The sequence below is a fragment of the Christiangramia sabulilitoris genome (genome assembly GCF_007050985.1).
GTDB classification, from domain to species: domain Bacteria; phylum Bacteroidota; class Bacteroidia; order Flavobacteriales; family Flavobacteriaceae; genus Christiangramia; species Christiangramia sabulilitoris.
The window spans coordinates 744,793-757,391 of sequence record NZ_VHSF01000001.1 but is presented as its reverse complement, the minus strand read 5'-3'; the positions used below and the strand labels follow the sequence as shown (position 1 = coordinate 757,391).

Genomic DNA, 12,599 nt, shown 5'->3' with positions numbered 1-12,599 from the left:
ATATAAATAAAAATATATTGATTCTATGCCCCAACTTTGTAATCAGAAATCAAAAACACATATCATGAAAATTCAAAATCAGGCAATTGCAGAACAGGTAAGTCAAAAAGTAGAACTCGTAAAAGGGAAATTTACCCGCGCCGAAGCTTCTCACATTATTACCGCTTTGATAGATCAAAAAGTGAATTTCCATAAGATCCAGAGGCTGCAGATCTGGGAAGGAGATCACAAGTGCGTGACCGGCGGGTTAAATGACAGAATTACGGAACTGGAAGAGCAGAAAAATCTTGCTAAGGATTTCATCTCTGAATTTAACGAACAGGGAAGATGTTTTAAGATCAAAGGAACTCTGGAGATCATTCCCTGTGAAGATTAGAATATCTGATGATCGATTAAAATCAAAAGTTTTACCTAAAAATTATTTTACATGAGCATTTTTAAAAACAGTATTCTACCAATTCTTGGAATGATCGCACTAATCACGATCATGACCTACTCATATTTAAATAACAGCGTATTCTTTGACAAATTACTGGTGTGCAGTATCGTTCTGGGGGTGGTATTCTTTCTGCGTATACAGGAGAATCTGCCAATTTCAGAAACTTCCGGCAACGAATTAGATCAGCTGAATAAAAAATAGGTGATGCCAGAGGATCTTAAATTTATCAAAGGAAGGTTTAGCCCGGCAGAAGCTGCCGAAATTCTGCTCTCGGTCTTAAATAACAAGATCCAGTTTCACGCCTTAAAATCACTGAATCTTAGAATAGAAGATCACGATCTTAACTTTAATTCTGAAAAACGGATTAAAGAACTTAAGGAAGCAAAGAAAACTATCGAGAAGATGGTCCTAAAGGCACATAACGAGGATCTGTATATCGAGATCAATAGTTCAATTAAAGTGAATCTTATTTCGCGGGATGGGCAACAATCATAAAATATCACCCGCACACACTACTAAGCACTTTGCCAATTCAACGGCTTCCACCAAATCTCTAAAAAAGAAACAAATGAAAGAAAAAACAGCAAGTGATCCGCTGATGGATCCGGATAATTATGCTGAATTAAAGAGCAGACCCGGCTATTCCGGGTCTGTTTTTGGCGCCCGTATTTTTTCCATATTTCTCTGGACCCTGTTTGTGGGCAATCTGTTCATACTTCTAATAAGTATGAATGACCTTCCAGACTGGAGCAATGGAATATTCCTTTTTAACGGTTTTTCCCTTTTAATTTGGTTAACCGTTAGCTTCTTCAGCGCGGTTACCAGCAGTTATGCCCTAAATTATTTACACGGTTTCACCGGTCATAGCAGGTTTAACTGGTTAAGTCTCGGTTTTACGGCCTCGGTCATGTTACTGGTCGTTTCAGATCATATCATTCCATTCTTACTTTCATGGTTACTTATGGGTGTTTTCATGGCAGGTCTAATCGGGGTGAATTCAAAATGGGGAGAAGCGAGGCAGGCTGCCGGGTATGCTCAAAGAATCTTTCTCGCAGGCAGTGTTCTTTTAGCCCTCGGCATTCTTCTACCTGCATTTAAGTTGAATATGTTTACTGTAACGGGATTGATTGCAGCAACAGAAGAACTACCTTATTATATCGCCTTTACTTCAGCAGTTTGCATTATCACTGCCGCGATCATACAGTCTGCCATCTATCCTTTCCACCGCTGGCTACTTTCAGCCATGACGGCACCAACTCCTGCTTCAGCATTAATGCATGCGGGGTTCGTAAATGGATCGGGGATCATCCTGGCTATATTTTCAACGATGATCATTGCTTCAGACACGCTTAATATCCTTTTTATCATCGGTGGACTTACCGCGGTTATCTCGCAGTTCACAAAATTGTTGCAGGTAAATGTGAAACAAAAGCTGGCTTGTTCTACTATAGCCCAGATGGGATTTATGATCATGCAATGCGGCTTAGGGTTTTTTAATGCTGCGGTGGTCCACCTTATCCTGCATGGATTCTATAAAGCATATTTATTTCTTTCGGCAGGAGAGGAGGTAAAATATTCCAGCCCTTCTGCACCGCTAATTATCAGGATAAAACCTGTCCAGGCAGTAATGGTAAGCATCTTCAGTATTGCCGGAGCCTTTCTTTTCGCTTTGGTCACCGGTAAGGGAATGACGTTGGACAGCGGTATATTTCTTACCCTGATCGTAGCTATTACGGTAGGGCAGGCTACTTATAATATTGTAAAACAGCGCATACTTTCTAATACTCAAAAACTGTATATCCCGGTACTAATATTTGTAATGGGAATTGGGATATACGCCCTTATTTATAACGGGGTAACCTACCTGATGGCAGGAATGCCCATGGTAAATGTGCCTTTATCACTTTCATGGATACAAATAGGGTTCGGGATTATTTTCCTCGCCGGTTTCTTTATGATGAAACTTGGGGCATATAGAAATGTATCCTGGCTCTATGTGAAACTAATGAATGCATCCCAGCCCTATAAAAAGTCGGTATTAATGTATAAATCCAGATCCTTATGAATTCACAGCACCTGAATAATTCAATTAACGAGGTTTCCCGGGCGATTGGAAGAACCTGGCCTCTCTATTCATTTGTAACCTCCAATCCTTTATCCGGCTACGAAAAGTCTGCCTTCGGGGAGGCCCTGGAGAAAGCAGGAAAGCTGCTTAAAGCTAATATACTGCCCGATGTTTCCTTATTCCGGCAGGCCTGGGAAAGCGGAGATATTAATAACGAGGCTTTAATAGATAATCTGGCAGAAAATGGCTTTTTTGAGTCTCCGGAATTATGCCTGGAACTTTTTGAAAACCATTCTAAAAAAGAGATCGAAAATGAATACCACCAGGTAGACCTTATCATGGCGAAGTGGCTGGCTGCTTTTATGGATGAAGGTCTGGCAGAATGGCAAATGCCCGGCAGGAAAAAAGGATTTTATAAAGCCTGGAGGGATCTCGCCAGGTATGATAATGATTTTAATGTTAGCCGGACTTCAGATATTCCTGAAACCAGTGCGCAGGCTATTGAAGAAAGTCTGCATGGTTTTTCCAGGGATGAATACAGCCGAATATTTATGAGCCATCTTGCCGCCTTGCCCGGCTGGACCGGATATATAAAACACCGGGTGGAAGCTAATACTTCCTGGCAACAGAATTTCCCCATCAGTCTGCAGGATTATCTCGGGGTAAGATTCTGGATCTGTAAGCATCTGAATTTACAGATATTGCCATTAGATCTAAAAACTTCAGGTAACAGGCGCATCGCCGAAATGCAGTTAATCTGGCTGAAAACCTGGGAGCAGACATGGCAGAAAACCCTGGTACAAACCCTTAAAAAGTCAAATTCTTCAAAGACAAAACAAAAGAAAAAACCAGACGCCCAGCTTGTATTTTGCATAGATACCAGGTCTGAGTTGATTCGCCGGCATGTAGAAGCAGCCGGAAATTATGAGACTTACGGTTATGCCGGATTCTTTGGCATCGCCATGGATTACACAGACCTTAAAGATGGCATGCTGAGAAAATCCTGCCCGCCGATAGTTGAGTCGGCCTATAAAGTTTCAGAAATTCCTCAAAAGAACAGGGAAACAGATGCGCTGCAGCTGCAAAAGAAAAATCAGGTTTCTGGTTTTCAGGATTATTTCCTTACCCGCATGAAGAATATGCTTCCTTCAGCCTTTGGATATGTGGAGGGAACCGGGGTTCTTTATGGTGTCTCTATGCTCGCCCGGACCTTAACCCCCGGATTCTTATACCGCAAAAGTTCCGGCAGGCGCTTTCAGCAGGAAAGTTTATGTGAGACAGATATGATAAAGAATTCCACCAACCGTGGACTGCAGATGATCTCCCTGGAAGAAAAGGCCGGAATCGTAAGATCTGCCTTCAACCTCATGGGCTGGAAGGAATTTGCACCCCTGGTGGTTTTTGCGGGACATGGGAGCCATACCGCAAATAACGCTTTTGGATCAAGTCTGGACTGCGGAGCCTGTGCGGCCAGTCCCGGCAGGAATAATGCCCGGATGATCGCTAAACTGGCCAACCTGAAAGAGGTAAGGGAATTACTGGCTGCCGAATATAACATCTTAATTCCCGGGAATACGGTCTTTGTAGGTGCAGAACATAATACAACCACAGATGAGATCGAACTTTTTGACGCCCAGGTACCGGAATCACATTTTGAGCAGCTAGAGAATCTTAAGAAAAACCTGCGCAGAGCCCGGGAAACTGCCACCCGCGACCGTCTAAGAACGAAAGATAAAGGCGTACAGCTTTCAGACATCAAAGCTAATAACTGGAGCGAAACCAGGCCGGAATGGGGACTGGCAAAAAATGCCGGGTTTATCATAGGGCCCCGCGAACTCACGAAAAATTCGAACCTGGACAGCCGCTGCTTCCTGCATTCCTATAACTGGGAAAGTGATAAGGAAGGTACAGCTCTTGAAGGTATTATGCAGGGGCCTATGGTGGTTACCCAATGGATAAATAATCATTATTACTTCTCCAGCGTGGATAATGAAGTATTTGGTGGTGACTCCAAGATCACTCATAATATCACCGGCAGGTTCGGGGTGGTTAAAGGAAACGGTGGTGACCTGAAAATGGGATTACCATTGCAATCCCTGAACAAAACAGATACCGAAATGTACCATCAACCCCTGCGTCTTTCTGTATTGATCCAGGCTCCGGAAAAGAGAATATCAGATATTCTGCTTAGAAACGAAAATCTGAAACAACTGCTGGATAATGAATGGATCTACCTGCTGGTCATGGATCCTACCGAAGAAAACCGCGTTAAACGATATAGCAGAAATATGGACTGGCAGCCTGTAATTGAGAAGGCTGAAGTAAATGCTGCAAAAAGCACCATCTCTGAAATGGAACTGGTGAATTAAATATTACAGAAATTATTAGCCTGTGGAAGAGGTCGGGAAGTTAAGGGTGGATTCGTAGTAAGGTCCAGCTTTCTTCACGGCCTCTTTTTAATGTATTTTAATTTTAACGAGATAATTTAAATTGCCGGATTTTTGGAAAATCTGACGGAGGTCATATTTTAAAATGCTGTTTTTCAGTAAATTAAGGGCTGTAAAAAGATCACGATGAAAAATATACTTCTTCCCACCGATTTCTCTGATAACTCGGTTAACGCGATAAAATATGCCTTGCAATTATTTGAAAAAACAGAGTGCACATTCTATTTTCTGCACACTTTTACCCCGGCCGCCTATAATTCGGGCAAAGCGCTCAAGAACTTTACTTCTGTTGAGTTGGTAAGGGCAGAGCGGGAAGCTGCGGCAGAGAAAATGCGTACCATGATAGGAAATATAGGTAACGAATTCAGCAATCCCCGGCATAGCTATGAATGGACGGTCGATTTTAACTTATTGATCAGCAAGATCAAAAGTATGGTCAAGGAAAAACAGATCGATATGATCCTGATGGGAACACAGGGAGCAACCGGTGCTTTAGAGGTCTTCCTGGGAACCCATACCATGTATACCATCAAAAAAGTAGACCTGCCGGTGCTGGCCGTACCCTCTGGCTATAAGTTTAAAAAACCGGAACAGATCCTTTTTGCTACAGATTATAAAATTGTAAGAACCACCGACCTGGAGATGATAAAATTCTTTACGGAACTCCACCAGGCGAAGCTGCACGTGATGAATGTATATACTTCAGATAAGCTCGAAGAGGAGCAGAAAAAAAACCGGGAGCTTATTTTAGAATTTTTTAAAGATCAGAAGATTGTTTTTCATTTAACCGAAGCTAAAGATGTACCCGATGCCGTGGAGAAATTTCAGAAGGCATACCAGATAGACCTGGTATTTATGGTACACAAGAAGCGCTCCTTTTTCGAAAATATTCTGTTTAAACCGGTGGTAAGCGATCTGGTGTACCATACCAATATCCCGTTTCTGGTAAGCCCGGTTAAAGCTTAAGCTTGCAGTCAAAATCCTTTTTTTCTGTTCTGCTGATTGTAATTACTTGAGATACTGAATCCTACACTGTTTTTTATGACCTGTAACCTGCTACTCATGGCGAAATTCCTGATAGCAGTTAATGGATATCCGGCTTATGGCAATTCTGCAGAGAAATAAGAAAATGGATAACGATGGAAATTTGATAAACCTTGATGAAGACTAAGGCTTTAAAAGACTAAAAATACATTGCATTTTATCCCGGGGTTTCTTCTGAAAAGGATAAAGTCGACAAATGTATATGTTTCGGGAAGCTGATCCATTCAGGATATGTTCCTGGTCGGAAAAAAATAAGCCCCGAATAAATATCTCCGGGGCTTAACAGTTGGCTAATTCAATTTTCATTATTCAGATCTGCTCTGGGTTGGCATCACCAGTAGAGGAAATGACAGGTGCCTGTCAATTTTTTTCACCACCGCCTCCCGGAAAATACTTCCGCCGGGGGAATGTTTATAGTAACCTATCCCCAGCATATCCATCTTCTTTTCTTTTACAAAGCTCGAAATTGTATAGGACACCTCATGATGAGAATGGTAAAATTCCAGTCCTACCGGTACTTCTCCAAAGAAGGTTTTAAAAGCATTATAATTCCTCCATTGACGCTGGGACATTTCAGTTTCATCTCCGTCATGAACCAGGCATATACGGGCTCCATGAGACAGGGCAATGTCTTTTAGCAGCTCTAAGGCTTCGAAATTGAAATCATAGATAAGTTCACTGGCAAAAGCAATATTTCTAAGCCCCGTAAAATCCAGTTCCCGTGGTACCACCAATAAAGGCACCGGCAACGAGCTGTCAATGATCCTGGTGGTATGGGTGCCGGTGATACTCTCCAGCAATCCGTCATGTTTTTTGGTTCCCATCACCACCACATCTATCTGCCGGCTCGCTATAAGCTCTTTAATTCCGACTCCCAATTTGTTTTCTGAACTTATGGTCTCAAAATGCCCTGCGCTAAATCCTGAATCCCGAACAATCCTATGCAGGGTTGCCGTATTATTGACTTCAGAATCCTGGATTAGTTGTGGAACTTTATTAAATTCCTGCTGCTTTATTCCGCTATAAACAGAGGCATGTATCTTATCCCCGATAAAATAGGCGATATAATATTTAGATTCCTTTTCGCCGAATAGCTGCGTGGCATAATGCAGCGCGCAATAGGCCTCTTTCGAAAAGTCTGTAGCAATTAGTATATTTTTCATGATGATCTTCTTTAGGATGAATTTTATAAGTGCCGCTTTTAGACTTTGTAAAATTAGCCCGGGGAGGCAGACTAAAAAATGAGGAATGTCATGGTTGGGGAAAATTTGGAGGGCGAAGCGTTAGTTAACCTGGAAGATACCTTATTGCCTAAATAACCTATTTAAATTTTTATAAAAAGAACCATTATAAGTGCAGTATGGGTTTGCAGAATTGTGAAAATTGCGCTAACTATACCAGCTATATGTGAGCTTGATGAATTTTAAAGCTGTTCAAGGATTAGTACAGCACAAGTTTGAGCACAAAATTAAAATCAGGCTTTTAAAGAACAATCTTAGAATTTTAATTCTAAATAATAAATATGATAGGCGCAATAATAGGGGATATCGTCGGTTCGGTCTTCGAAGGTAAAAATGTAAAATCTACTGAAATTGAATTAATGAACTTTGGTTCCAGGATAACCGATGACAGTGTCCTGACTATCGCAGTCGCCGATGCTTTGCTGAAAGATGGAAACTATGAAAAAAGTCTGCTAAAATGGGCGTGGAAATATCCCTGGGCGGGATATGGCAGAAGTTTTAGAGAATGGATGCAGGCTGACGTGCAAAAACCTTATCATAGCTGGGGGAATGGATCAGCGATGAGAGTTAGCTCCGTGGCTTACGCCTTCAATGATCTGGCAGAGGTGCTGCAGGAAGCAAAAAAGACTGCTTTACCCACGCACGATCATCCTGAAGGAATAAAAGGAGCAGAAGCAATTGCCGCCGCTATTTTTCTGGCCAGGACCGGGCAGGAGAAATTCCGGATCAAAAAGTTTATCGAAGAGGAATTTGGTTATGATCTAAATCGTACCATCGAAGAGATCCGGCCAGATTATAAATTTGATGTTAGTTGCCGGGGCTCGGTGCCTGAAGCTATTATTGCATTTCTGGATAGCAGCGATTATGAGTCTGCAATAAGGTTAGCGATCTCTTTAGGAGGAGATAGTGATACCATCGCCTGCATGGCAGGAGGGATCGCAGAAGCTTTTTATAAAGAGATCCCGACAGACCTTTTAGACTATGCCCGGAAGAAATTACCCACGGTAATGAAAGAAGTGTTATTTGATTTCCAGCTGAAATATCCCCTGGAGATTGATTTGGATAAGGAATGGTTCAGAAGTTCACAACAATAGATTACTTAGTATTAATGTCACCAATCGATAATTTATGACTCAATATTCTTTCAACATCAGGTTCAACGATTCAGAAATGGTCATGTTAAGAGTTGCCCTGCGTAACATGATCCAGCATTGTCAGGAACAATTGGATCAGGGAGAAGGTGCGCCTTACTGGGCGCATAAGAAAAGTGCTGAAAGGGTGCTGGATAAATTATATGATGACATGCAACAGATAAGCGGCAATAGTTTTGGACCTTTCCTGGACTTTGGGGAGGAAGAATGAGATACCTCACAATTTATTGGCTTAGGAATAAAGGATCCTTTTTTAAATGTTAAATGAAGTAATGTTTAATCATAGCAGGAAAGATATTTGGAAAGCCTCAATCATAATATTTGATCACGACACATATTGGCGGCCTAAGGTCTTAAAATTGGCTTGTAAAATTCTGAAATGAGAAAACTCGAAATCACCCTTACCGAAGAACAATACCAGCATATTTTGGCCGAACGTAGTTATGGTAACAGGATCAATCTGGAAGAAGAAACTTTTGGAGGATACGAATTATGTCTGCATGTTGGTAGTCCAGATGTTTTTCCGGCAACGCTGGAAATGAAAATGATAAATACGATCGATCTGGGAGAGGTGGAGTGGGAGTTTACAAAACTCCAATAATTTGAAAGAAAATTCTATATTGAGCTATAAAATGAATTTCAACCTGGGGTGACCGTTCACAGAGAAAACATCTTTTTGGCTCTTTGATTCCTGAAGGAAACCAGAGAGGAATTATTCATCAGGATAATCAATTTTGCCTGACTGGAGAGTGGGCTGGAGTAAACCAGTTTTTTGAAAAGCATGATATTTTTGAATTCGAGATGGAGATGTTTCGAAGTAGCTAAGATGAGAATTTAAAAAGGTAGACATTATTTCGACAAGCTGGAGGCGATGATGTATTCTTTTCGAATATCAACGTGATCATAGAAGCAGATTTGGAATAGTTGAAAGAGTATGAAGATTGGATTATATTTTTAAAATCGTTTAATTTTTATCAATTAGTTTATGTCAAGGCAGGAAGGTATTCAACGCTATCAATTCATTATTCACAGGCTTTCGACCAGACCATCTTCATTTAAGGAAATTCAGGACTATCTGAAAATCCAGGCAGAACTTACAGAAGATAATCTCAACTGCTCTATTAGAACTTTCCAAAGAGATATTAAGGATATAGAACGACTGTATGATATCGTGATCAAATACGATAGATCGATGAAGGTTTACCGTATTATTCATGATGGTCGGGAAAAACATTCTGAAAGATTAATGGAAACTTTCGATCTTTATAACGCTATTAAGGTTTCTAATAATTTTGGGAATCACCTGCTGTTCGAAAACCGACGCGCGCTGGGCACCGAATATATGCACGGTCTATTGCATGCCATAAAATCCAGAAAAGAAATCAGTTTCAGCTATACCAGTTATTATAACGATTCTGTTAGTAAGCGAACCGTCCAGCCTTTGGCTATAAAGGAGGCTCGCCAGCGCTGGTATTTGCTGGGAAAGGATACCAGGGATGAAGTAATTAAAAGTTTCGGTTTAGATCGCATTTCTGATCTTGAAATCAGCAATAGGAGTTTTGACGAATTGAAGGAGTATGATCCGGAAAAGGATTATAGGTATTCCTTTGGAATTATCAATGGAACTGACGAAAAACCTGAGAAAATTGAACTTTCATTTAGTCCTAAAGAAGGCAGGTTTGTAAAAAGTCTGCCCTTACATCACTCGCAAACTTTGGTCGCTGAAACTGAAAAGGAGACTATTTTCAAATATCACCTTATACCAACCTACGATTTCCGGATGGAAATACTTTCTTTTGGAAACCAGGTTCAGGTCTTAAAACCGAAATCACTCAGGACAAAGATCATTCAACAACTAAAAGAATCCCTTGAGGTGTATAAGAAATAAAGTACATGGATAAATTATAATTTTACCATTTATTTTATTTATCACCGTAACTTTAGAAACGACATGTTTTGGCGCTATAACTTTCTAATTTGCAACTGTTTCAGTTGTTAATTAAATAGATTAGTTATGCCAATGCCCGATAATGGCTTCAAATGGAGACCAAATGACAATTCTGCTACGACCAATCTGCGATATACGCTGGAGGCAGAGAAATGGGTAAGCGCTGTGGCTTCAGCACAGCGCAAATCGAGTCCCAGGTCCATGTCTGGGGATCTAGCTTTTATAGGATTGCTGTTAGAATTGGTCTTTAGTGTAACTCTTTTGATCTTACTGGGCTTATTACAGTTAATTACAGCCGTGATTCGCCTTTTGGAAATAAGCCTGAATAAGAAAAGAGATCCGAAGGGACAAAAAGAGGAGGGGCTAAAATTAGATAGGGTTGAAAAGAAACCTGATTTTGTGTGGGATATGAGAGAGAAGAGGTATCCTTCCGGCTGGCAATTGATCTTTTGGACCAGTTGGGGTGAATTGCGATCTTTCTGGAAGTTCATTTATTTATGGATAGCCATATTCTTAATAGAAGTGGCGGCTCTTTTTATTCTCGCGGAGATCTGGCCGGAACATCTGCGGTTTTACAGGGATACAGTCATTTTTGCCGCAGTATTAAGTTTGTTTTTTGCCTTTACCGGGATGGACGATTAAATCCTGAATAATGTATTTGAAAATTTTTGTATCAATATTTACATTCCTTTTTAGCCTGAAAGCTTTTGGGCAATCGATCTATGAAAAGAACATGTATGGGAAGGAAGTCTTCTTTGTGGAGGGAAATCTGCTGAAAAAGGAAAATCGATATGGAGATAAGCTATTCTATTTTGATTGCGGTCATATACGTATGCGCAACCGTTACGGGGAGACTTTATGGTATATCGACGGGGATCAGGTTAGGTCAAAAAACAGATATGGGGCTAAGCTGTTTTTTTTCAATGGCAAAACCATCAAAGCTCAGGATCGCTATGGAAAGAAATTATACTATTTAGATGGTCAAACTCTAAAAATAAGGGATAGGTATGGAGTACCAGTCTATTTTTTTGAAGGAATTCCTGACCGGTAGGTGATAGTCGCGGTAATAAGCTCTTCATGTAAAAACCGGTGATTAGATATTCAATAATTAAAAATGAAAAATCTTTTTTTAGAGGATATAGAAATCTCTTGTATTCATTTTAAAATAGAATAATCATGGCCATGAATGACAAATTACACGATAATCGGCAAAATCCATACGTTAACTAAATGAGTCTTTTCTGCTTTAACAAAAAATTTAGATTTGACAATACCGAGATTTTGAAGAGTTTTTTGTCCCAACTTAGGATCTCTTTATCTAAAATATGAAACCTACGAACTATTCAGAAATATCTGAGGGAGCTAATCTTTTGCATCAACAAATCCTCGCAGCCGGAAGAGAGAATCCTGAGATCAAAGCACTATATAAAGGTTGTCAACTACTTTTCAGTCCGCTCCAGGAGCGGCCAAAGATATTACTTATTGGATTTAATCCCGGTGGCGGTTATTACAAATGGCACGGGAAGATCGTGGAAGAGTTTGAACCTATGGAAGCTCTTGAGTATTACCTTAATACTCATCCTTTAGCAGAGCAAACTAAATCATTATTCCGCCAGGCAGGTAGGGAAGAAGACCTAAAGCATTACACGGTAAAATCAAACTTTTACTTCTGGGCGACAGATAATGTTGCCGACTTCAATAAACTTTTAAAATTACTTCCTAAAAAACTCAGTCAAAAGATCTTTCACCAGGCACGGGTGTGGACGAAGCAATTAATAGAAGAGCTGAATCCTGAATTAGTAATCGCTGAAGGGTTTAAGGCTTATGAGGAAATAGCTGTTCTATTCCCGGAGAAGTTACAGGAAGAAAATTTGGGATTGGTTAGGTCTTTTACGACCCCTGAAGGAGTGAAGGTGATGGCATATAAGAGAAACCAAGGGAGTATCGTTGGGAAAGAAAAGATTACAAAAGCAATTAACCATATATCATTAATCCCTAAATCATAAAATTAATTATGGCCACATTTGAAATTAAAACAAAACACGCAATGAATGTTAAAGGAGAGTATGTGGACGGGGGACTATCCGTGCAAATTAGTTCCATGTTCGCGAATCCCCTGGATGAAAAGGAGAAAGTTCATAATGCTTTTATGAGGGTACACGGGCTGGATTTGAAGACTGAAGGTTATTTGAATACCGGGTTTTTGGAGTATCACATCATTTAATTTATATGATATTATGGGGTATTTATAGAACGGGCAAAGA

15 protein-coding genes are annotated in these 12,599 nt (G+C 40.4%); 14 read left to right on the top strand and 1 reads right to left on the bottom strand.

The window, feature by feature from the left end:
- Positions 1–64: 64 nt before the first annotated feature.
- From FGM01_RS03550 to FGM01_RS03525, 6 genes are all read left to right on the top strand, one after another.
- Entirely contained in the window at positions 65–376 is a 312-nt protein-coding gene (locus tag FGM01_RS03550) for a hypothetical protein (protein WP_143409756.1), read from the top strand.
- Between the two features lie 51 nt (positions 377–427).
- Complete coding sequence (locus FGM01_RS03545) at positions 428–640, top strand: hypothetical protein (RefSeq protein WP_143409755.1); 213 nt, start codon at positions 428–430, stop codon at positions 638–640.
- A gap of 3 nt (positions 641–643) precedes the next feature.
- On the top strand, positions 644–934 hold the full coding sequence (locus FGM01_RS03540) for a hypothetical protein (protein ID WP_143409754.1): 291 nt from the start codon (positions 644–646) through the stop codon (positions 932–934).
- A 73-nt stretch (positions 935–1,007) separates the two neighbouring features.
- Positions 1,008–2,504: a proton-conducting transporter transmembrane domain-containing protein gene (locus FGM01_RS03535; protein ID WP_243735754.1), complete on the top strand. Its 1,497-nt coding sequence runs from the start codon at positions 1,008–1,010 to the stop codon at positions 2,502–2,504.
- The gene (locus FGM01_RS03530; protein WP_143409753.1) at positions 2,501–4,873 is read left to right on the top strand and encodes a DUF2309 domain-containing protein; all 2,373 of its coding nucleotides are present in this window, start codon (positions 2,501–2,503) and stop codon (positions 4,871–4,873) included. Before FGM01_RS03535 ends, FGM01_RS03530 begins: the two co-directional genes overlap by 4 nt.
- Positions 4,874–5,077: 204 nt before the next feature.
- Positions 5,078–5,917 carry a universal stress protein gene (locus tag FGM01_RS03525; RefSeq protein WP_143409752.1) on the top strand — a complete coding sequence of 280 codons (840 nt, stop codon included), beginning with the start codon at positions 5,078–5,080 and terminating at the stop codon, positions 5,915–5,917.
- A 383-nt stretch (positions 5,918–6,300) separates the two neighbouring features.
- On the opposite strand, the gene FGM01_RS03520 is transcribed toward FGM01_RS03525, so the two are convergent.
- Entirely contained in the window at positions 6,301–7,158 is an 858-nt protein-coding gene (locus tag FGM01_RS03520; protein ID WP_143409751.1) for a universal stress protein, read from the bottom strand.
- Between the two features lie 359 nt (positions 7,159–7,517).
- Here FGM01_RS03520 and FGM01_RS03515 point away from each other — a divergent pair, with 359 nt between their 5' ends.
- The 8 genes from FGM01_RS03515 to FGM01_RS03480 all read left to right on the top strand — a co-directional run bounded on the left by FGM01_RS03515 (position 7,518) and on the right by FGM01_RS03480 (position 12,559).
- Positions 7,518–8,330: an ADP-ribosylglycohydrolase family protein gene (locus FGM01_RS03515; protein ID WP_143409750.1), complete on the top strand. Its 813-nt coding sequence runs from the start codon at positions 7,518–7,520 to the stop codon at positions 8,328–8,330.
- A 34-nt stretch (positions 8,331–8,364) separates the two neighbouring features.
- Positions 8,365–8,598: a hypothetical protein gene (locus FGM01_RS03510; protein WP_143409749.1), complete on the top strand. Its 234-nt coding sequence runs from the start codon at positions 8,365–8,367 to the stop codon at positions 8,596–8,598.
- Positions 8,599–8,766: 168 nt separating this feature from the next.
- Positions 8,767–8,988 carry a hypothetical protein gene (locus tag FGM01_RS03505; RefSeq protein WP_143409748.1) on the top strand — a complete coding sequence of 74 codons (222 nt, stop codon included), beginning with the start codon at positions 8,767–8,769 and terminating at the stop codon, positions 8,986–8,988.
- A gap of 384 nt (positions 8,989–9,372) precedes the next feature.
- The gene (locus FGM01_RS03500; RefSeq protein WP_143409747.1) at positions 9,373–10,275 is read left to right on the top strand and encodes a helix-turn-helix transcriptional regulator; all 903 of its coding nucleotides are present in this window, start codon (positions 9,373–9,375) and stop codon (positions 10,273–10,275) included.
- A gap of 126 nt (positions 10,276–10,401) precedes the next feature.
- Positions 10,402–10,977 carry a hypothetical protein gene (locus FGM01_RS03495; RefSeq protein WP_143409746.1) on the top strand — a complete coding sequence of 192 codons (576 nt, stop codon included), beginning with the start codon at positions 10,402–10,404 and terminating at the stop codon, positions 10,975–10,977.
- Positions 10,978–10,987: 10 nt separating this feature from the next.
- Positions 10,988–11,386 carry a hypothetical protein gene (locus FGM01_RS03490; RefSeq protein WP_143409745.1) on the top strand — a complete coding sequence of 133 codons (399 nt, stop codon included), beginning with the start codon at positions 10,988–10,990 and terminating at the stop codon, positions 11,384–11,386.
- Positions 11,387–11,660: 274 nt separating this feature from the next.
- Complete coding sequence (locus tag FGM01_RS03485) at positions 11,661–12,341, top strand: hypothetical protein (protein WP_143409744.1); 681 nt, start codon at positions 11,661–11,663, stop codon at positions 12,339–12,341.
- 8 nt (positions 12,342–12,349) lie between these two features.
- Positions 12,350–12,559 (top strand): DUF6140 family protein, encoded by a 210-nt coding sequence (locus tag FGM01_RS03480; RefSeq protein ID WP_143409743.1) that lies wholly within the window; start codon positions 12,350–12,352, stop codon positions 12,557–12,559.
- Positions 12,560–12,599: the final 40 nt, after the last annotated feature.